Origin of the sequence: Eudoraea chungangensis (genome assembly GCF_029360665.1) — a bacterium.
Taxonomy (GTDB): Bacteria; Bacteroidota; Bacteroidia; order Flavobacteriales; family Flavobacteriaceae; genus Eudoraea; species Eudoraea chungangensis.
In genome coordinates this window covers 535,760-557,061 of the sequence record NZ_JARDUB010000003.1, presented here as the reverse complement: position 1 = coordinate 557,061, position 21,302 = coordinate 535,760, and the positions used below count along the sequence as shown (strand labels likewise).

General features: G+C 38.2%; 22 protein-coding genes. 15 read left to right on the top strand and 7 right to left on the bottom strand.

Annotated elements, in window-relative coordinates; all coding sequences use genetic code 11:
* Positions 1 to 89: 89 nt before the first annotated feature.
* From PXG98_RS09280 to PXG98_RS09255, 6 genes are all read left to right on the top strand, one after another.
* Complete coding sequence (locus PXG98_RS09280; protein WP_276390500.1) at positions 90 to 1,856, top strand: hypothetical protein; 1,767 nt, start codon at positions 90 to 92, stop codon at positions 1,854 to 1,856.
* 142 nt (positions 1,857 to 1,998) lie between these two features.
* On the top strand, positions 1,999 to 3,327 hold the full coding sequence (gene ffh, locus PXG98_RS09275) for a signal recognition particle protein (protein ID WP_276390499.1): 1,329 nt from the start codon (positions 1,999 to 2,001) through the stop codon (positions 3,325 to 3,327).
* A gap of 21 nt (positions 3,328 to 3,348) precedes the next feature.
* Positions 3,349 to 4,236, top strand: coding sequence for a bifunctional methylenetetrahydrofolate dehydrogenase/methenyltetrahydrofolate cyclohydrolase FolD (folD, locus tag PXG98_RS09270; protein WP_276390498.1), 888 nt, complete (start codon positions 3,349 to 3,351; stop codon positions 4,234 to 4,236).
* An 84-nt stretch (positions 4,237 to 4,320) separates the two neighbouring features.
* A complete protein-coding gene (locus tag PXG98_RS09265) occupies positions 4,321 to 6,057 on the top strand; it encodes an alpha/beta hydrolase-fold protein (protein WP_276390496.1) in 1,737 nt (578 codons plus the stop codon).
* A 34-nt stretch (positions 6,058 to 6,091) separates the two neighbouring features.
* Positions 6,092 to 7,063 (top strand): aldo/keto reductase, encoded by a 972-nt coding sequence (locus PXG98_RS09260; RefSeq protein ID WP_276390494.1) that lies wholly within the window; start codon positions 6,092 to 6,094, stop codon positions 7,061 to 7,063.
* A 9-nt stretch (positions 7,064 to 7,072) separates the two neighbouring features.
* Positions 7,073 to 7,258: a hypothetical protein gene (locus PXG98_RS09255; RefSeq protein ID WP_276390493.1), complete on the top strand. Its 186-nt coding sequence runs from the start codon at positions 7,073 to 7,075 to the stop codon at positions 7,256 to 7,258.
* Between the two features lie 2 nt (positions 7,259 to 7,260).
* Here PXG98_RS09255 and PXG98_RS09250 read toward each other — a convergent pair whose 3' ends face one another.
* From PXG98_RS09250 to PXG98_RS09235, 4 genes are read right to left on the bottom strand one after another with little or no spacing between them, the layout of a single operon-like run.
* Positions 7,261 to 7,683 (bottom strand): VOC family protein, encoded by a 423-nt coding sequence (locus PXG98_RS09250; protein WP_276390491.1) that lies wholly within the window; start codon positions 7,681 to 7,683, stop codon positions 7,261 to 7,263.
* Between the two features lie 23 nt (positions 7,684 to 7,706).
* Positions 7,707 to 8,552: an alpha/beta fold hydrolase gene (locus tag PXG98_RS09245; RefSeq protein WP_276390490.1), complete on the bottom strand. Its 846-nt coding sequence runs from the start codon at positions 8,550 to 8,552 to the stop codon at positions 7,707 to 7,709.
* Between the two features lie 13 nt (positions 8,553 to 8,565).
* Positions 8,566 to 9,120, bottom strand: a complete 555-nt coding sequence (locus PXG98_RS09240; protein WP_276390488.1) for a hypothetical protein — start codon at positions 9,118 to 9,120, stop codon at positions 8,566 to 8,568.
* Positions 9,121 to 9,126: 6 nt separating this feature from the next.
* A complete protein-coding gene (locus PXG98_RS09235) occupies positions 9,127 to 10,647 on the bottom strand; it encodes a helicase HerA-like domain-containing protein (RefSeq protein ID WP_276390487.1) in 1,521 nt (506 codons plus the stop codon).
* Positions 10,648 to 10,704: 57 nt separating this feature from the next.
* Here PXG98_RS09235 and PXG98_RS09230 point away from each other — a divergent pair, with 57 nt between their 5' ends.
* Entirely contained in the window at positions 10,705 to 11,154 is a 450-nt protein-coding gene (locus tag PXG98_RS09230; protein ID WP_276390485.1) for a Rid family detoxifying hydrolase, read from the top strand.
* Positions 11,155 to 11,269: 115 nt separating this feature from the next.
* Complete coding sequence (locus PXG98_RS09225; RefSeq protein WP_420909565.1) at positions 11,270 to 11,893, top strand: 7-carboxy-7-deazaguanine synthase QueE; 624 nt, start codon at positions 11,270 to 11,272, stop codon at positions 11,891 to 11,893.
* Positions 11,894 to 11,935: 42 nt separating this feature from the next.
* Here PXG98_RS09225 and PXG98_RS09220 read toward each other — a convergent pair whose 3' ends face one another.
* Complete coding sequence (locus PXG98_RS09220) at positions 11,936 to 12,724, bottom strand: zinc metalloprotease (protein ID WP_276390482.1); 789 nt, start codon at positions 12,722 to 12,724, stop codon at positions 11,936 to 11,938.
* 43 nt (positions 12,725 to 12,767) lie between these two features.
* Positions 12,768 to 13,487: a class I SAM-dependent methyltransferase gene (locus PXG98_RS09215; protein ID WP_276390481.1), complete on the bottom strand. Its 720-nt coding sequence runs from the start codon at positions 13,485 to 13,487 to the stop codon at positions 12,768 to 12,770.
* A gap of 84 nt (positions 13,488 to 13,571) precedes the next feature.
* On the opposite strand from PXG98_RS09215, the gene PXG98_RS09210 reads away from it, so the two are divergent.
* Positions 13,572 to 14,066, top strand: a complete 495-nt coding sequence (locus PXG98_RS09210; protein WP_276390479.1) for a YkgJ family cysteine cluster protein — start codon at positions 13,572 to 13,574, stop codon at positions 14,064 to 14,066.
* 56 nt (positions 14,067 to 14,122) lie between these two features.
* On the top strand, positions 14,123 to 14,962 hold the full coding sequence (locus PXG98_RS09205; RefSeq protein ID WP_276390477.1) for a sterol desaturase family protein: 840 nt from the start codon (positions 14,123 to 14,125) through the stop codon (positions 14,960 to 14,962).
* Positions 14,963 to 14,966: 4 nt separating this feature from the next.
* Here the strand turns inward: PXG98_RS09205 and PXG98_RS09200 are convergent, their stop codons facing one another.
* Positions 14,967 to 16,226 carry an exo-beta-N-acetylmuramidase NamZ family protein gene (locus PXG98_RS09200; protein ID WP_276390475.1) on the bottom strand — a complete coding sequence of 420 codons (1,260 nt, stop codon included), beginning with the start codon at positions 16,224 to 16,226 and terminating at the stop codon, positions 14,967 to 14,969.
* Between the two features lie 3 nt (positions 16,227 to 16,229).
* On the opposite strand from PXG98_RS09200, the gene PXG98_RS09195 reads away from it, so the two are divergent.
* From PXG98_RS09195 to PXG98_RS09175, 5 genes are all read left to right on the top strand, one after another.
* The gene (locus PXG98_RS09195) at positions 16,230 to 17,471 is read left to right on the top strand and encodes an ABC transporter permease (RefSeq protein WP_276390474.1); all 1,242 of its coding nucleotides are present in this window, start codon (positions 16,230 to 16,232) and stop codon (positions 17,469 to 17,471) included.
* Positions 17,472 to 17,537: 66 nt separating this feature from the next.
* Complete coding sequence (locus PXG98_RS09190) at positions 17,538 to 18,518, top strand: PLP-dependent cysteine synthase family protein (protein WP_276390472.1); 981 nt, start codon at positions 17,538 to 17,540, stop codon at positions 18,516 to 18,518.
* A 10-nt stretch (positions 18,519 to 18,528) separates the two neighbouring features.
* Complete coding sequence (locus PXG98_RS09185; RefSeq protein WP_276390471.1) at positions 18,529 to 19,821, top strand: M20/M25/M40 family metallo-hydrolase; 1,293 nt, start codon at positions 18,529 to 18,531, stop codon at positions 19,819 to 19,821.
* Between the two features lie 2 nt (positions 19,822 to 19,823).
* On the top strand, positions 19,824 to 20,618 hold the full coding sequence (locus PXG98_RS09180) for an aldose epimerase family protein (RefSeq protein ID WP_276390469.1): 795 nt from the start codon (positions 19,824 to 19,826) through the stop codon (positions 20,616 to 20,618).
* Positions 20,619 to 20,633: 15 nt separating this feature from the next.
* The gene (locus PXG98_RS09175) at positions 20,634 to 21,284 is read left to right on the top strand and encodes a Crp/Fnr family transcriptional regulator (RefSeq protein WP_338150232.1); all 651 of its coding nucleotides are present in this window, start codon (positions 20,634 to 20,636) and stop codon (positions 21,282 to 21,284) included.
* Positions 21,285 to 21,302: the final 18 nt, after the last annotated feature.

Sequence of the window (21,302 nt, the reverse complement as noted above, 5' to 3'; positions counted from 1 at the left end):
CAAAGATATTTCAAAAAAAATTAAAAATGAGGTAGGGTTTCTCAAAACCTAATTGTTTTAGAGGGGAACAACAAATAATCCAAATCGTTATGAAAAATTATTTTAAAAATTTCCTACATGCTTTTGCTTTCATCTTGTTTTTTACCCTTACAGGATGTCAGGACGAATTTGAAGAATTGCCTCAGGCCGATGAAAATCAGACCATTGTTGCAAATTCTACCACAGCCCTTCTTATGGAAAAGACAGTTTCTAGAGACGGGTCTTATGACAATATTGTAGATGGCGCTAGCTGTCTTGCAATTGAGTTTCCCTATTCTGTTCGTGCCAATGGCATTGAAATAACCGTAGACTCTAAAGAGGGTTTGCAAATTATAGAAGAGGTATTTGAAGAATTGGAAGATGACAATGACATCTTAGAAATAATATTTCCAATAGTTATTACCCTGGCCGATTTTACAGAAGTTGAAATAAATAATTCTGAAGAGCTAATTGCATTGGCTAAGGAATGTATTGAAGGAGGAGAGGATGATGATATTGAATGTATAGATTTTGTCTATCCTATTACCTTGTACACCTTTGATCTTAACGAGGTTGAAACTGGTTCTGTAACGGTAACTTCTGACAAAGACTTGAGGTTATTTTTTGCTAACCTTCAGGAAAGCGATCTAATTAGTATAGACTTCCCTATAACCTTAGAATTATATGATGGTTCTAAACTGGAAGTTACCTCTAATGCCGAATTAGCGAATGCTATTGAAACTACAAAGGCAGCTTGTGATGAAGACGATGATAACGATTATAACGATGATGATTTTACTAAAGAACGTTTAGACGAATTACTGGTAAAGTGTCCTTGGTTAATTAAAGAGATTATTAGAGATGAAATTAATCAAACAGACCAGTTCTTTGATTACATAATGAATTTCAATGAAAATGGATCTGTAACTGTTAAAGATAGAACAGGGAACAATTTAATGGGCCAGTGGGCTACACGTATGACCGATCATGGGGTATTAATTAGCCTAGAGTTTGATGTTTTGGTTGATTTCAATCTGGAATGGTTGGTTTACGAATTGGAGCAGGGAAAAATTAAGCTTTTTGCCGAAGGAGGAAACAAAATCATCATGGTTAGTGCTTGTGAATTGTTTGAAGCTAATCCGGATACTTTGAGAGAAATATTAGGTGAATGTGAATGGATCATTAAGCGAATAAAAAATAATGGTGATCACCTAAATAGACTATTAGGTTATTCTTTTGAATTCAATGAAGGCGGGGTTGTTTTGTTGAGTAATGAAAATAATGTAATAGAAGGGACCTGGGCAGTAGAACTGAATAATGCAGGTAGAGCAGTCTTGGCAATAACTATGGGCGACGAACCTGGAGTGAGCTTTGAATGGTTGCTGTCTGATTTAAAAGATAGATTATTAAAATTTAACGTAGAAGGTACCTTTTATGAGCTTGTTTTAATTCGAAATTGTGAGCAGGATTACAATAACGATGAAGATGTGAGTTATATCAAAGATATATTTGGAGATACAGAATGGGCGATTTCCTACTTTGCTGAAAATGAAGACGAAACCACTTCTGGATATAGTGACTATTCATTAGTCATGAATACAAATGGACTTCTTGAGGTGAGAGACATGAATTCCATGGTGATAAGTTCCGGAAGATGGTTTGTTTTCAGAAATGCCAATAATAAATTAGAATTAATACTTGCCTTCGAGCAGGGAAGCAACTTCTATCCCTTAGCCAATGACTACAGTATCTTGGAAATAGATGAGATGCGTGTAGATTTGAAGCACGAGAATGATGGGGGAGGTTATGACCAGCTTGAATTAGTAAGAATTATTTAAGCATTTGCCCCACATTTTTTTGAAAAGGGTAGCTTCCAGTGGAAGTTACCCTTTTTACTGTTTATTATTTCTGGTCAAGACCTTCCCACTTCCCATTCTTATTGTTAAATTTGCAATTCTATACACGTAAGAAATAGTTCAAATGTTTGATAATTTAAGTGAGAAGTTAGATAAGGCACTACATGTATTAAAGGGTCACGGTCAGATAACCGAGATAAATGTTGCAGAAACGACCAAAGAAGTTAGAAGGGCCCTACTAGATGCAGATGTTAATTTTAAAATAGCCAAAGAGTTTACCAACCGGGTTAAAGAAAAAGCTCTGGGTCAGAATGTTTTGACCTCCCTGCAGCCTGGCCAATTAATGGTCAAAATTGTTAAGGACGAGCTTACAGAGCTAATGGGAGGAGATGCCGAAGGAATTAGACTCTCCGGAAATCCTAGCGTTGTTTTGATGTCTGGTTTACAAGGGTCTGGTAAAACTACTTTTTCGGGGAAACTTGCCAATTACCTAAAAACCAAAAAAGCGAAGAAACCGTTATTAGTGGCCTGTGATGTTTACAGACCGGCAGCAATTGATCAGCTTCATGTGGTTGGAGAACAGATTGGGATTGACGTATATTCGGATAGAGAGAATAATAATCCAGTAGCGATAGCAGAGGCAGGAATTTCGTTTGCCAAGGAAAAAGGTTTGGATGTAGTTATCATAGATACGGCAGGTAGACTTGCAGTGGATGAGGAAATGATGACAGAAATTGCTAATATTCGCAAGGCAATTTCACCAGAGGAAATCCTTTTTGTGGTAGATTCCATGACCGGACAGGATGCAGTTAATACAGCGAAAGCCTTTAACGACATTCTTAATTTTGATGGCGTAATCTTGACAAAGCTCGACGGAGATACTAGAGGAGGAGCAGCCATATCCATAAAGTCTGTTGTTGACAAGCCAATAAAGTTTATCGGTACCGGCGAAAAGATGGATGCCATAGATGTTTTTCACCCGTCCAGGATGGCAGACAGGATTTTGGGTATGGGCGATGTTATTTCTTTAGTAGAAAGAGCTCAAGAGCAATTTGATGAAGAAGAGGCACGAAAAATTCAGAAAAAAATTGCCAAAAATAAGTTTGGCTTTGACGATTTCTTAAAACAGATCCAGCAGATAAAAAAGATGGGGAGCATGAAGGACCTGATGGGAATGATTCCAGGTGCAGGGAAGGCGCTGAAAGGTTTAGATATAGATGATGATGCCTTTAAGCATGTAGAAGCTATAATTCATTCCATGACGCCAGGGGAACGTTCTAATCCTGCAGTACTCAATGCTAGTAGAAAAAAGCGTATTGCTAAGGGAAGTGGAAGAACTATTGTAGAAGTTAACCAGTTACTTAAGCAATTTGATCAAATGAGTAAAATGATGAAGATGATGCAAGGAGGGGGCGGTAAGAAAATGATGCAGATGATGCAAAACATGAAATAAAGGCAATAAACATCAAGATTTATGACCATACTGAACGGGAAAGAAACTTCCAATAAAATAAAAGAAGAGATAGCAGAAGAAGTTGCCGAGATAAAGGCAAGAGGGGAAAAAGTGCCGCATTTAGCCGCTGTTCTGGTAGGTAACGACGGGGCTAGTCTAACTTATGTAGGAAGTAAAGTGAGATCGTGTAATAGAATTGGTTTTGAGTCAACACTTAAACATTTGCCAGAGGAGACGACGGAGGAAGAATTATTAACATTAGTAAATGCACTGAACCAAGATCCTGAAATAGACGGCTATATTGTTCAACTCCCCTTACCCAAGCATATTGATGAGCAAAAAGTATTGATGGCCGTAGATCCGGAAAAAGATGTTGATGGATTTCACCCTACCAACTTTGGTAAAATGGCTTTGGATATGGAATCTTTTATTCCGGCCACACCTTTCGGAATCATGGAACTTTTAAAGCGGTATAAGGTAAAGACCGAAGGAAAACACGCTGTGGTTATAGGCCGCAGTAACATTGTAGGGAGACCAATGAGCATTCTACTAAGTAGAAAGGGGGCTGGCGCAAATGCTACGGTAACCTTAACCCATAGTAGAACAAAAGATATAAAGGCAATAACCCTTCAGGCAGATATTATTGTTTCGGCATTAGGAGTACCAGGATTCCTGAAAGAAGACATGGTGAAAGATGGTGCTGTAATAATTGATGTGGGAATTACCAGAGTGCCTGATACCTCCCGGGAAAGAGGCTATTATATAACTGGGGATGTTGCTTATGATGAGGTGTCTAAAAAAGCCTCTTATATCACTCCGGTCCCAGGAGGGGTAGGACCCATGACTATTGCCATGCTTTTGCAAAATACTCTTCTTGCCAGAAAGAGAAAATTGACTTCTGGCAACTAGTCTATAGGTATTGATGAGAATTCTTGTCAAGAGTTTTTGAGGCTAATGGGGAATTAGCTACCTTTTATGGCTAAATTACCTTCCATGAAAAATAGATATTTCCTCCTACTATTATGCCTTACTATCCTACTAGGTTGTAAGGAAGATTCCACGAAGCAAAATACGGTAAACTTTAGTATTTCTTTTACTGAAAATGTGAGTACAACCGCTAAAGATGGTAGATTATTACTAATGCTTTCTAGTAATAATGAAAAAGAGCCGCGATTTCAAATTAGTTCTGGTCTCAATACGCAGCTAATTTTTGGTCAGAATATAGAGGGAATGCAGCCAAAGGAAGCCGTTGTGATGGAGGCGGATGCTCTTGGATTTCCTTATGCCAGTATGTCGGAAGTACCTCCAGGAGACTATTGGGTACAGGGACTGTTGCATGTTTATGAGACGTTTAATTTAAGTACCGGCCATACCGTAAAACTGCCCATGGATAATGGAGAGGGACAACAATGGAATAGATCGCCGGGAAATCTATACAGTAAACCTGTTAGGATTACAATTCCCTCGAATTCTTCGGAATCCTTTGAATTGGTTATGGATCAGATAATTCCTGCAATAGAAGAGCCGGAAGACACAGAATGGATTAAGCATATAAAAATTCGATCCGAAAAATTATCTAATTTTTGGGGAAGAGACATGTATCTAGGGGCACATGTACTTTTGCCTAAAGGATTTGAGGAGCACCCGGAAGCTAAATATCCTCTGATGATTTTTCACGGACATTTCCCTAACGATTTTGGCGGATTTAGAACAATTCCACCTGATCCGAATTTAGAACCAGACTATGCCGCTAGGTTTAAGGTGAAGGGTTACAATATAATACAACAGCAAGAGGCTTATGATTTTTACAGCAGATGGAATGATCCAGATTATCCACGGTTTTTGATTATTGAAATTCAGCATCCCACACCCTATTATGACGATTCCTATGCCGTTAATTCTGCAAGTCAGGGCCCCTACGGTGATGCTATCACACATGAATTAATCCCATATATAGAGGAAGAGTTTAGAGGTTTAGGAGAAGGGTGGGCTCGGTTTCTTTATGGAGGTTCAACAGGAGGCTGGGAGGCTCTTGCGGTACAGCTTAAGTATCCTGATGAATACAACGGTTGTTTTGCTGCTTGTCCCGATCCTATAGATTTTAGGGCTTACTGTTTAACTAATATTTACGAAGATAACAATGCCTATTATTATGAAAGTGATCATAAGACCCTGGAGGTGCCTGCGCATAGAGATTATTTGGGGCAAATTCAAAGCACCATACGCGAAGAAAATCAATTAGAATTGGTACTAGGTGATAAATCCAGGTCCGGACAGCAATGGGATATTTGGGAAGCAACCTATTCTCCTCAAAATGAAGAAGGATATCCTAAGAGAATATGGGACAAGAGAAGCGGAGAAATAGATCTTGAGGTTGCCGAATACTGGAAGGAGAATTACGATTTGAGACATATTCTAGAAAGAGATTGGGACAAACTGGGCGAAAAATTAAAAGGGAAAATTCATATTTACTGCGGTGATATGGATAATTACTATCTAAATAATGCGGTTTATATGATGGAAGATTTTCTAGAAAGTACAACCGACCCTTATTACGACGGGGAAGTTACTTATGGAGACCGAGCAGAACATTGTTGGAATGGAGATCCGGATCAGCCAAACCATATTTCCAGATTACGCTATAATAGTATGTACGTGCCAAAAATTATGAAGCGAATTGCGGAAAGTGCTCCCGAAGGAGCAGACCTAAACAGTTGGAGGTATAAGTAATGTTATTTTGGAATAGATAAATTTAGAATTGAAAATGAGAAAAAGAATATTTGGAAGAACCCAATGGGAAGTAAGTGAAATAGGTTATGGAATGTGGGGTATGGGCGGATGGACAGAATCTGACGATGTACAGTCCGAAGCTTCTTTAGATCTTGCTGTGGAAAATGGTATTAACTTTTTTGACACAGCATGGGGATATGGCGAAGGACATAGCGAAAAATTACTGGGTAATTTGGTGAAGAGACACCCCTCCACGAAATTGTTTACAGCCAGTAAAATACCACCAAAGAACTTTAAATGGCCGGCCATGCCGGGGTATACCTTAGAAGATTCTTATCCTGCAGAACACATAAAGGATTTTACGGATAAAACACTAAAAAACCTTAGACAGGAGCAAATAGACCTTATACAGTTGCATACCTGGGATGATGGCTGGACAGATAAGGAAGAATGGCAAAGAGCCGTGGAAGACCTTAAGAAAAGTGGCAAGATAGCTGCAATTGGCCTAAGTTTAAACCGATGGGAACCAGAAAACGGAATCAAGGCTATAAAGACGGGGCTAATTGATGCCGTTCAGGTGATTTATAATATTTTTGATCAGGCTCCGGAGGATTCACTTTTTCCCTTGTGTAGAGACCTGAATATCGCAGTAATTGCCCGTGTACCTTTTGATGAGGGCACACTTACTGGAAATATTACCAAGGAAACCGTTTTTCCTGAAGGTGATTGGAGATCGAGTTATTTTGTACCCGAAAACCTAGAAGCTAGTGCGGCAAAGGCAGACTTATTGCGACCCCTGATTCCCGAAAATATGACCATGGCGGAAATGGCACTTCGCTTTATTCTAATGAACGATGATGTAAGTACCACTATACCTGGAATGCGAAAGGCCAGAAACGTATTGTCTAATACCGCAACGAGCGATGGAAAAGAATTAGCCAAAGACTTATATAATAAACTTAGAAAACATCGCTGGGATCGAAAACCTACTTCTTGGTCTCAGTAGTACTAATTGATGGAAATAAAAAATATTATATCACGGAGTATAGCTGCAATTGTACTATTTGTTTTGTTTTCCTGTATTCTTGAAAGAGATTTTTCCTTGGATACCCTTTTAAGTAAGGCTGTGCTTGGACTAGTATTTGGGGTTTTATATGGAATAGGTACTTGGGGCTATTACGCCTACAAGAAAAGAAAATAATCCTAGGAAGCAAAAAGTTGATTTAAGTCTTTAAAAGCTTTAAACTCTAATGCATTGCCGGCAGGATCAAGGAAGAACATGGTAGCTTGTTCACCAACCTCTCCTTTGAATCTGACGTACGGTTCAATAACAAAATTTACACCCTTCTCTAGCAGTTCCCTCGAAAAACTTTCAAAAACATCCCATGGTAAGACCACCCCGTAGTGGGGTACAGGAACGTTTTTTCCATCAACCGGATTCGTGTGTATATTTTCTTCTGATTTCGGTTTGTAATGTATAACCAATTGATGGCCGAACAGATTAAAGTCTACCCAATGTTCACTACTACGACCCTCCTCACAGTTTAATACGTTTCGATAAAACTCCCTACATTCGGATAGGTTATGAACAGGAATGGCAATATGAAAAGGTGCAATAGAAGGCATAAATTTTTTTTGTTAAAATTAATCTATTTGGTCGACTTCAAAAAATCAATAATTTTTAAATTAACCTCGGCCTGTTGCATGGAATGCCCAAAACCTTTTGTACTAACCAAAGTGCTATCTTTCCAATTTGCATGGACTTTTTCAGAGGAGATATAAGGGGTAATTGGGTCTTGCGTATCATGAAAAAGAAGACCTCTAACCTTTATTTCTCGAGCAAATATGGCTGTTGAGAAATCACTTATGGCCATGCCAAAATGAAATATAAAATATTCATTTAGAGCATTCATAACTCTTGAACTCAGTCCAAGTAAACTTTTAAAGTGGTTCATCAACTGAGTAAATTCTGAGGGAGCGCCAATGGTGATAATTTTGGCAATACTATTTTTTGGATACGTATACTGCATAAATAATGCTGCCATTCCACCTAAAGAATGCCCAATAAGATATTCTGGCTTATATAGTTCACAAACCCTAAAGGCGCATTCTGCATATAGTGGTACATTCCATGACTTATTAGAAGAGTTTCCATGGGCAGGTGCATCTAAAGCTATAATATTGTAGTTTTCTTTTTGAAGGTATTGGATTAGATACCGCCATCTAAAGCTATTGCTTTCCCATCCGTGCATAAGTAATACAGTTTCTCCACTGCCATTCCACCGATACACTTGTATGTCTAAGCCTCCTATATTTATGACTTGGTCCTTTGCCTTATTTAAAAAGTACGCCTGTATATCTATTACTCTGCCCTTTCGTGGACTGCAATACAAAGTAAAAGCTTTTTCAGCAGCTATCTTAGGAGAAAAGAGTGCTATAAAATTTATGTACAGGCCATAGGATTTGGCCAGTATTTGGAAAATAACCTTATTCATCGCAAGTATAAAGTTAGTCCCAACCTACCATTAAGTACTTTATTTTTGCCACGTCAGGAATCTGAACTGCTTCAATGTTCAAGGATGTATCGTATCGAAGACTGGCTGGGAGTTCTTCTTTGTCTATGGTAAAATAAAAATCTTTATTTTCTATAAATATTACTACGTTATTTAAGGATGTTACAATCTTCTTTATTTCATAAGATTTTTTTATATCACTAAAAGTACTCAAGAGTCCTATTCCTTCTTCTGTAAGATATCTATTGTCATATACGCGTACAAGACCTATAGTTGCGAGGCTATCCTTATTTGGCGTTAAGGTAAGTAAATGCTTGCCGCCTTTTTCATAAATATTAAAACGGGGAGGGAAAGATCCAATGGCAATCTGGGTTTCTTCTCGTACTATAGAATCTCCCTGAAAGATAGAATCGATTTCTGTTGCTTTACTGGTTCTTAGCAACTTGCCCACACGTTCCTTGTTAATCAAAAATGTGGTGTCCTTTTCTTTTTTGCAAAACAAAAGGGTAAGGCTTAAAGCCAAAATAAAGAGTATTTGAATTTTTTTCATAAGTATTTATCGCATCATTTTATTTAAGACCCCCATCACCCCCCTAATAAATGTAGCACTGGTCAAAACTTTAACCACTGGATTCATTCGTGTACTTTTTCGCCCGCTGCCTGAAGTTGTTCTGCGCTTTTTAGTAACTTCTCTTTTCTGTATTTCTTCTGCTTCTTTTTCGGCTATTGCAATTTTTCTATTCAATAGTTCGTATGCACTTTCTCTGTCAATAGTTTTATTGTATTTTTTACTCAGGGTAGAATTTTCCAAGACTTCGTTTAATTCTTCCGAAGTTAAAATGTCCATTCTGCTCATTGGAGCTCTAAGTAAGGTAGCTGCCAATGGCGTAGGTCTTCCTTTTTCATCCAATGCAGTAATTAAGGCTTCTCCAATTCCTAAAGAAGTAAGGACAGCTTTTGTGTCATAAAAATCGGAAAGAGGATAATTTTCTGCAGCTAATTTAATTGCTTTCCTGTCTTTCGCAGTAAACGCTCGAAGGGCATGTTGCACTTTAAGTCCTAACTGGGCCAAAACTGCATCCGGAATATCCGTTGGATTTTGGGTTACAAAATAAAGTCCAATTCCCTTTGATCGGATCAGTTTTACAATACTTTCGATCTGGTCTAATAAGGCATCTGACGCCTCCTTAAAAATTAAATGCGCTTCATCTATGAAGAATACCAATTCTGGCTGGTCACTATCTCCTTGTTCCGGAAATGTGGCATAAATTTCGGCAAGAAGACTCAGCATAAAAGTACTAAACAATTTAGGCCTGTCCTGGATATCTGTTAGCCGAACAATATTTATGATACCTCTTCCTTGATCATCTATACGGGTTAGATCATCTACTTCGAAGGATTTTTCTCCAAAAAACAGATCCGCTCCTTGTTGTTCAAGTTCAATAACTTTCCGCAAAATAGTACCGGTAGAACTTGTAGAAATCCGTCCGTATTCCTTGGCGAATTCTGCCTTACCATTTCCGGTGGCATATTGCAAGACCTTTTTAAAGTCTTTTAGATCTAGCAAGGGCAAACTATGGTCATCACAATACTTAAAAATTACCGCGACTATGCCTTCCTGGGTTTTTGATAAATCTAATATTCGAGACAATAACACCGGCCCGAATTCGGACACGGTTGCCCTCATTTTTACACCTGCTTGCTCTGAGAGAGATAGAATTTCAACCGGGAAACTCTTTGCAGTAAATGGAATACCAATTTTGCTGTGCCGCTCATCAATTTTTGGATGTCCCGGACTTGCTTGCGCTAATCCGCTGAGGTCTCCTTTTAAATCCATCAAAAGAACAGGAATGCCTTTGTCAGAAAGATTCTCCGCCAGGATTTGCAGCGTTTTTGTCTTGCCAGTCCCAGTAGCACCTGCAATTAAGCCATGTCTATTGAGTGTTTTTAAAGGTATTTTAACCAAGGCATTCTCTACCGCCTCTTCATTGAGCATGGCCGCTCCTAGGGTTATAGCATCGCCCTTGGTAGAATAACCATCAATAATATGGGTATAGAAATCGTCTTTGGTCTTCATTCCTTCTATTTTTGATAAAAATAGGGTAATTTTATTCAACATTAAAAACTAATATTTATGAAAAAGCAGCTGTGTATATACCTCTGTCTCCTGTCCGTTTCTATTACTACTTTAACTGGACAGGAGAAGTCCCCCATTGTATTTCACCCTTCACACGAGATAAAAAAACAATCAGCTCCTTATAGCGACGTAGTTGAGGTTGGCAATCTTTTCTTTTTAGCCGGTCAAATAGGGATGGATCATACTACACGAACTATGGTTGAAGCGGGTATAGTGACAGAGACAGAACAGGCCATTAAGAATATCAAAGAAGTTCTTGAACAACACGGCTTAACTCTTGACAATGTGGTGAAATGTACAGTAATTTTAGCTTCTATGGAGGATTTTTCAGCCTTTAACAAGGTTTATTCCAAACACTTTACAAAGAAACCAGCCAGAACTACATTTGCTGCAAAAGGCTTGGCTAGAAACGCCAGCGTTGAAATAGATGTTATTGCTTCCAAATAGAGTCTAGCTACTATATGAGATAAAACTCGTTTCTGCTACTACCTAGCTCAGTTTATCTTCCAAAAAACTCTGGGATATCCTAAATAGTATAACGTATCTTTGTCGGATGTCAGAAATGGAAATAATGGATTTGGTAGAAAAGGGTACTATGCTACCTCTAATGGAAGAATTCTATACCATTCAAGGGGAAGGTTTTCACAAAGGAACTGCAGCTTATTTTATTAGAGTAGGTGGCTGTGATGTTGGCTGCCATTGGTGTGATGTAAAGGAAAGTTGGAATGCAGCTACCCATCCTCCAACGGCTATTGAGGCTATTGTTAATAATGCAAGCAAGTATTCCGATACAATTGTAATAACCGGAGGGGAACCACTGACGTGGAATATGAATCCTATTACGACTGCCTTAAAAGAGAAAGGATTAAATATTCATATAGAGACTTCCGGGGCCTATCCCTTAACAGGCACATGGGATTGGATATGTCTTTCCCCCAAAAAAAATAAGCTTCCCATGAAAGAAGTATATTCGGTAGCGCATGAGTTAAAGATGATCGTATATAACAAGCACGACTTGGTTTTTGCAGAAGAACAGGCTGCTAAAGTCGGAAAAGAATGTATGCTATTTCTCCAGCCAGAATGGAGTGTAAGGGACAAAGTAACCCCTATGATTGTAGACTATGTAATGGCTAATCCTAAATGGAAAATTTCTTTGCAAACCCATAAATATTTGAATATCCCATAAGCGGGTCTCGTTTATAGGTTTTTAGTTTCACCTATAAAATGCTTACCTGCCACCATTATTTTGTAAGTCTAAGATGCATTCTGCATCTAAGTCAGGAACAATAGCTCCTTTTGCTAGCATGTTTTTTTCCATTATACTCATCATTCCCATGCCAAATTCTAATTCAGCTCGCATTAAACAAACTGCTTCATTACAATGGCTTGGAGAATCTGGGTCTATATGATTATTTACAGGATTTGTACCTAGGTTCACAAGACCAAAAAGGTGACCAAATTCGTGCATCAAAGTGGCCGATTCTATATCTGCCAGGCTAACCAAAACACTCCGCGTAGCGAATTCTCTTAAAGTAGACTCATGAATTATCATAGAAGTATTTCTATAACTTGCACCTAAAGTGAATAAACCTTCATCAGGATCGTCTCCTTCGGACGGGGCATCGGCAAAATAAATGTAAATGGCCAGCATATCGTCTAGGTTGTAAAGTGTTCTATTGTCACTTTCCAATTCAACAATTTCGGTAATAGTAAGGTCTTCCTCCTCTGGCGATCCTAAAGGTCTCAGGATAATTTCTATTTCATCCTTAAAGGTTCGTTCCCTTAAAAATGTTTCTAAATTGCTTATAGCCTCATCTGTTGGTCTAAAACCTACCACATAGGCCATTTCAACATGAAGCCTGGTGAAACTAGCATTGGAGAGAATATCGTTTGCAGAAGCTCCTGTGGTTAATAAATTAGCAGACTTGATCACTTCACCCGGGTTGGCATCGTCATCCGCACAACTTAACGTAAATCCTATAAAAAGCAGGAAGAATATTGTTCTATAATTTTTCATAAGATCTTTTTTGTTAAGACTTAAAGTTAAACGTGCAAATTACTTAAATAGTATCAAATAAGCGTAATCTTGCTAGGTAGTCGTAATGATCTCCTACAACTATCATTTCACAATCTAAACCTATTAAGGAGGCCACTTCTTTTAGTCTATTAAAATCTATGTAAAGCCAAGGAAATGCAGCAGTAGTTATGCCTTTATAAGTCATAGTAAATTCTACTTCGCCATAATATGCTCCGTTATTTGGAACCCAGTACCCTCCGTCTTCATCTTTGTCAAACATATAAATAATATCACTGGAATCGAGGAGAATTTGACCTTTATTATGAATTAAACCTTTTAGGTGCATAAGAAATTCTGATAGATTACCAAGGGTTTCAGCAAGGCCAATGCCATTCATTAGCAGTAGTAGGGTATCAAATTTAGAACCAGAGTAGTCTAGTATAGGGCTGTGGACAACCTTTTTAATTCCCCTAGCCCAACAGACCTTTGTAGCTCCTAAAGAACTATCTAGGGCAGTGACATCTAGACCCTTTTTCTGTAGATATATACTATGGCTGCCTGCTCCACAACCAATGTCTAAAACTTTTCCGTAACAAAGCTGTAGCGCTTTTTTTTCTATAAGAGGCATTTCCCTATACTTCCGAAAGAGATAGGCTATGGGTAGCTCGTCTTTTTCGTTCAAAGACGAATAGGTTTTAATGTTTTCTGGACCGTTTTTATTCAAAAAGTCCAGTACTGCCTCACCAAGCAAATCATCGTTCATTTTATTTGTAGATTTATAAGCTCTTTACCTTTTTTAATAACTGCTGAAAATAGTTTCAGTAATGGGACGTCGATTTCTTATGCAATGAAAGAAGAACTTAAGAACTTGCCACAAAAGGCAAAAGAAAAACATTCCGAAAATAGAAAATTCTTTGGCAAACTCAGAAAAAAGCCACCAAAGAATCTTGATTATCTAATGTCCGAATTGCACGAAAAGGAGTTCTCAAAAACGGATTGTTTAGAATGTGCAAATTGTTGTAGAACTACCGGCCCGCTTTTTACAGACAATGATGTAGTGAGAATTGCAAAACATTTAAGATTAAAACCACAGCTTTTTATTAAACAGTATTTGAAAATAGATGAAGATCAAGACTATGTTTTACAAAATGTACCCTGTGTATTTTTGGGGGAAGACAACTACTGCTCTATTTATGAGGTAAGGCCTAAGGCCTGTAGAGAGTTTCCTCATACAGACAGAAAAAAATTTCAACAAATTTCCGCTCTTACTCTTAAAAACGTTGCTATTTGCCCTGCAGCCTTTAATATCGTGGAAGAAATGAAAAAAAATATCAAATTTTAAGTTTACCATCTTCTTTTACTAGCTGTGGTATTCTTAAAAATTAATAACTTTAGGCAATGGATGCAATTATTAGCTATTTTGAAAATATCCCTTCCAGTCATCGAAGTCTGATATTAGTTTTGGGTATCACTTTCTTTTGGTTACTCGAAGGAATTTTGCCTCTTTTTAATTTTAAATATAAAAAATGGCGGCACGCACTACCTAATTTATTCTTTACGTTCACTACTATATTAGTTAATTTTTCTCTTGCTTTTTTATTGCTAAAAACAAGCGATTGGGTTCAGCTAAATAACTTTGGCATAATAAACTGGATTCCTAACCTTCCTCTTTGGGCCTATGTAGTTTTGGGAGTAATGTTATTAGATTTTTTTGGAGCGTATTTAGCACATTTTGTAGAACACAAAGTAAAACCTTTATGGATGATTCACTTGGTGCACCATACGGATCATGAAGTGGATACCACCACGGCGAATAGACACCATCCACTAGAAAGTTTAGTCCGTTTTACCTTTACGCTATTAGGGGTTTTTGTTGTAGGTACACCTATAGGTATTGTAATGCTGTACCAATCATTATCTATTGTAGCCACACAATTTAGTCATGCCAATATTAAACTCCCAAAAAAGGTAGACGAAGCCATTAGTTGGTTAGTGGTATCTCCAGATATGCATAAGGTTCACCACCATTATAAACTGCCTTATACAGACTCTAATTATGGAAATATATTCTCCATTTGGGATCGTCTTTTAGGCACCTATATGAAATTCGACCGGGAAAGGATAGTATATGGTGTAGATACTTTTCCCGATAAGGTTACCAATGCGAGTATAGGTGGCCTATTAAAACAGCCTTTTCATAAATATCGAAAACCCACCAGTATGGAATCTTCTAAATAGGTGCTCAAGGATAGCGAAGGTATTTCTCCCGAATACTCTTAAACTTTGCTATATCTGTTGCCCATGCATTCTTTATGCGCTCTTCGTTCCAACCAGCCGTGATTTGTTGCTGTAATTTTCGAGTGCCTGCGTGTTTTGTAAACCCACTTTCGTTAAAAAATAAAGCCTTATCTGTACTGTGATCATATGCCTCTATAATCCATTTTAAGGTCACTTCGTTTGGAGGTTTTATTGTGGATAGATCCCTTCCGTAACAAGTTTTATTTAGTTGTTTAGGGTTTTTAGAGCCAAAATTGGGAATAGGGATATAGTCAAAATCAAAATACGTGGCATCTAAAAAAGAGGCGCCGAAGCGCTGAAATTGGTTTTCGGAACCTCGCCCAGCATTTACATTGGTTCCTTCGAAAAGACCTAAACTTGGATATAACTTTACAGACTGCTGATTGGGCAGGTTAGGGGAGGGTCTTATAGGTAGAACGTAATTTGAGTTATGGGTATAATTTTCTAAGGGTATTACACTTAGTTGTGCTTTTAATTTATCATTTAACCAGGCTTCTTCATTTATCATTTCCGCATACTCACCAATGGTCATTCCATATACCAGTGGGATAGTAGTTAGACCTAAAAACCCTAGGTGTTCTTTTTCCATCGTAGGCCCGTCTACATAGTTTGCATTCGGGTTAGGTCTGTCTAAAACAATTATTGGGATACTTAAATCTGCACAGGCTTCCATCACCAGCTGTAAGGTTGCTATATAGGTGTAAAATCGCACGCCAACATCTTGTATGTCAAATAGTACAACATCGATTCCCTTTAACTGTTCTTTGGATGGTTTTCTGTTTTTTCCGTACAATGAAATTATTGAAAGACCTGTTTTTGTGTCTATCCCATCCATTACATGTTCTCCGGCGTCTGCCATACCTCTAAAACCATGTTCGGGAGCAAAGACTTTTTCAATTTGCACGTTTAAGCTAAGCAGACTATCTACCAGATGCGTGTATTCATCTTTCGATTCTGAGCCATATTCAGATTTAAAAATCACGGAGGTTTGGTTGGCAACAATTGCTATTTTTTTTCCTTTTAGACTTGGTAAATAGGAGAATACCTTATTTGCGCCAACGATAATTCCAGGATTTTCTCGGACAACCTCTTTAGAATTACTGGAGAGTTCGCCAAGCTTTTCCTTAGATGGATGGTTTCCACAGCTTATTACTAATAAAAGATAACAGAAAAATGTATTTTTGAAGTTGTATAAATAATGCATCTATTGAATTTTGAATTTTTTATAGCAAAACGCTTAATTAAGGGTAAGGAACATAAAATTAGTATTTCCGCACCAATAATAAAAATAGCTATTGCGGCAATCGCTTTGGGAATTTTAATGATGCTAATTGCCATAGCTACCGGGGTGGGTTTAAAAGAAAAAATTCGCGAAAAAGTAGCAGCTTTTAATGGGCATATTCAGATCTACAACTACGATAATAATGTTTCTGAAGTTTCCCTTGTACCAGTATCTCTTGAACAAGATTTTTATCCAGATTTCACCGCCGTTGAGGGTGTAAATCACATTCAGGCAGTGGCTAGTAAGGCAGGTATTATAAGGACCGAAGATACCTTTGAAGGCTTTATTGCAAAAGGGGTAGGCCAGGATTATAATTGGAACGTTTTTGAAGAATTTATTCAAGAGGGGCGACTTCCGGATTATTCCGAGGAATTAAATACCGAGGTATTAATGTCGACCTTTATGGCCAATAGATTAAGAAAGGAAGTCGGAGACGATTTTTACACTTTCTTTCTTAAAGAAGAAGACCCGTCCAAGACCCCAAATCAACGCAGATTTACCATAGTCGGCTTGTACGACAGCGGGTTTGAGGAGTTTGATGCTAAGTACGTCTTTACGGATATAAGACATTTGCAAAGGATGAATAAATGGGAAGAAACGCAGGTAGGAAATTTTGAGATATTCTTAGATGACTTTGACGCAATCGATGTTAAAACGGCCGAAATATATGGCTCAACTCTTAGTAATTTAGATACACAAAACATAAAAAACAAGTATTATAAGATTTTCGAATGGATTGGGCTCTTTGATTTTAATATTGCCTTAATTATTGGTATTATGATTTTTGTGGGAGGAATAAATATGATTACTGCCCTTTTAGTTCTGATATTGGAAAGAACGCGGATGATAGGAGTTTTAAAGGCATTAGGTTTGTCTAATTGGAGAATTCGAAAAATATTTTTGTACAATGCGACCTATTTAATTGGGATTGGTTTATTATGGGGCAATATTATTGGTATTGGCTTTATTTGGGTTCAGGACCGTTTCAAGGTATTTCGCTTTCCAAACCCAAAAGAGTATTATATAGACTATATACCAGTGCATATTAGTATGTCCGCGGTCCTCGGCCTCAATCTTGGGGTTTTAGTCCTGTGTTTGCTTATGCTTTTGGTACCTTCTTATATTATTACTAAAATTTCTCCGGTTAAGGCTATAAAATTTGAATAGTAAATAGCTATATGCTGATCTATTTTCCCACTTCTGAGGAATGAAAATAGTATCTTTGTTAGGTCTATGAAATACGCAAAGAATATACTAGAAACTATTGGGCAAACTCCAATGGTTAAACTAAATAAACTTACTGAAGAATTACCCTGTCTTGTCCTTTCCAAATATGAGACCTTCAATCCTGGCAACTCTGTCAAGGATAGAATGGCAGTGCAGATGGTTGAGGATGCAGAAGCAGCTGGTCTCTTACAACCGGGAGGTACTATTATTGAGGGGACTTCTGGGAACACGGGGATGGGATTGGCCCTGGCGGCCGTTGTAAAAGGCTATAAGATGATTTGCGTCATCAGTGATAAACAATCCAAGGAAAAGATAGATATTCTTAAGGCTGTTGGAAGTGAAGTTTATGTTTGTCCTACGGATGTTACCCCAGACGACCCTAGAAGTTATTACTCTACAGCCCGTCGGCTGTCTACCGAAATACCCAATTCCTGGTACGTAAATCAGTACGATAACCTGTCTAATACCAAGGCTCATTTTTTAAGTACTGGTCCGGAAATATGGGAACAAACGGAGGGAAAGGTTACCCATTTTGTTGTAGGAGTTGGTACCGGAGGTACTATTTCTGGTGTGGGAGGCTTCCTTAAATCGAAAAACCCAAAAGTAAAAGTGTGGGGCGTAGATACCTATGGCTCTGTTTTTAAGAAATACCACGAAACAGGTATATTTGATGAAAGCGAGATATACCCCTATATAACTGAAGGTATCGGCGAAGACATCCTGCCTAAAAATGTAAACTTTGAACTTATAGATGGTTTTACAAAGGTTACTGATAAAGATGCTGCGGTCTATACCCAACGCCTTGCTAAAGAAGAAGGTATGTTTTTAGGAAATTCGGCAGGAGCTGCAATAAAAGGAGTTTTACAATTAAAGGAGCATTTTAGTAAAGAGGATGTAGTAGTAGTCTTATTCCACGACCATGGAAGTAGGTATGTTGGGAAAATTTACAATGATGAATGGATGAAAGAACAAGGTTTTATAGATTAACAGGAATAAAATGAAAAATAGCTTAACCCTTTGTATTAGCCTCTGTTTTGGTCTTTCTCTTATGTCGCAGAAACTGACAAACGTAGAGAAAAAACTAATAAAAACCGTAGAGAAAAATAACACGGAGGCCATTGCTTTTTTAGAGAAAGTGGTAAATATAAACAGCGGCACCCTTAATAAAGAAGGCGTAAAAAAGGTGGGTACAATCTTTAAAACTGCCTTTGAACAAATAGAATTTGATTCCAAATGGATTGAAATGCCCAATGAAATGAATAGGGCTGGACATCTTTTTGCCGAGACAACTGGTAAGAAAGGAAAAAAGTTACTGCTGATTGGGCATCTGGATACGGTTTTTGAGGAGGATAGTCCTTTTCAAGAGTTTAAAAGAATAAATGATAGTACGGCACATGCTCCTGGAGGGAATGATATGAAAGGCGGGGACGTAATTGTACTCTATGCATTAAAAGCTCTGTATCAACAGGGTTTATTGAAAGACGCACAGATTATTGTAGCCTTTACCGGAGATGAAGAAAGTACGGGGAAACCCTTAAGTATTAGTAGGAAAGATCTAGTCGATGCTGCGAAACGATCCGATATTGCCTTGGGTTTTGAAACTTCTACCGGATTTAACTATGCTACGGTAGCGAGAAGAGGTGCTTCGGGATGGGAAGTAAAAGTTAAAGGAAAAAGAGCACATTCGTCCGGAGTTTTCAACGAAAGAGTAGGGGCAGGGGCTATTTTTGAAATGTCAAGGATTCTGAATGGCTTTTATGAAGATGTTAGGGGGGAGGAGTTTCTAACCTTTAATCCAGGGGTAATGATGGGAGGAACCTTTGTAGAATTCGATGCTGCAACAAGTAAAGGGGAGGTATTTGGTAAAAGTAATGTAGTGGCGCAAACGGCTGTGGTAAAAGGTGGTCTGCGATTCATCTCGGAAGAACAGAAGGAGGCCGCCAGAGATAAAATGAGAGCTATTGTAAATGAAAACCTGCCACATACTTCGGCGGAAATAAGTTTTACTGACAGTTACCCGGCCATGCCTCCTTCAGAAAGTAACCAGGAATTATTAGCAGAACTGAACAAGGTGAGTTTAGATTTGGGCCAGGGTGAGGTGAAGGCATATGATCCCGGTAAAAGAGGTGCTGCGGATACTTCCTTTGTAGCTGCATATGTTGCCTGTTTAGATGGCTTGGGAACCATGGGCACTGGAGCCCATACACCTGAGGAAACCGTTAATCTCAAGACGGTAGAAGCCCTGACAAAGAGAACGGCCTTATTTCTTTATAGACTAATTAATGAATAAGAATGGAAACACTGGTTTTTGGACATACCCAGCTTAGTATTGAGGCGGGAGAATTAGTAAGTTTCCAAGTAAACAAAAAAGAACTTATTCACCAAAAGGGAAGCCCAGGATGGAGAAATTCGGATACCGAAATGTTTCCCGTAATCGGCCCAACTTCTGAAACCCAAAATAGGATACAGGTACCAAAAGGTAATGCCATACAGGATCAGCATGGACTATTAAGAGAACTACAATATGTTTTAAAATCCAGAACTGAAACCAATGCAATCTTCGGCAAAACGTATAAGGCTGGTACGGTAGTAAAAAATTCCAAATTCCCAGATAAATCTGATTCACCCTTATTGGTTTGGCCTTATAGCTTTGAATTTGAAAAGTCCATTTCAGTTAGTGAAGCTGCCGTAGAGATAAGTTTCACTATCAGAGGGGATAAAGAAATGCCTTATATGATAGGCTATCATCCAGCCTTTAAAATTAATACCATTAAACCGCAGATAAAAAGTAAGGACAAAATCATTTCTTTAACAGAAATACTGGCGGTTGGGAATCGTGCAATGGAAATAGCCGACTGCCAAGACATAGAATTAATAGATGATTACGAATTAAAAATATCGACTGCGGGTTTTAAACATTTTATGCTGTGGACAGAAGTGCCTAATATGTTGTGTATAGAACCAATCACTTTTTATCCCTATGCCCTGCCTCAATCTCTTTTACATGAAGGTTTTGCCTATTTGGATGACGGCCCGGTTACCTTTAAGGTAGTGATGGAGTTTAAGGAAAAAAGTGAGTGCAAGTAAGTTATTTATGGTTTCATGATGAAAGAAATGAGTGTCAAGGAATTATTAGATCTACATTATGGATATCTGTTTGATCCGGCTTTGCTAGAAGAAATTGCATCGGCAGGTAAGTACAAAGTTATCCGTAAAGGAGATAAACTAATGGAGATAGGGCAGCATATAAGCGAAATGCCTTTACTGTTTTCTGGTGCCATTAAAGTTCTAAGAGAGGACGAAGAGGGAGAAGAATTGTTGTTGTATTTTATTGAAAAAGGGGATACTTGCGCCATGTCTTTTTCTTGCTGTATGGGTACAGGTAGAAGTGATATAAGAGCAATAGCGGAGACCGACTCAGAATTACTTTTACTCCCTGTTAATAAAATGGACGAATGGATGGTGCAATACAGTAGTTGGAGAGCCTTTATTCTGGATAGCTATCATACCAGACTTTCTGAGTTAATGGAGACAGTAGATACGCTGGCTTTTATGAAAATGGACGAAAGACTGATGAAGTATTTAAAAGATAGGGCCATGGTCACTCAAAATGACGTCATTACGACCACACATCTAGCGGTAGCAAATGATTTACACACCTCAAGAGTTGTTGTATCTAGGATACTTAAGAGCCTAGAAAAAGCAGGTAAGTTAGAGTTGGGAAGAAGTAGTATAAAGGTTTTAGCACTTTAGTTTTACGTATTTATTAAC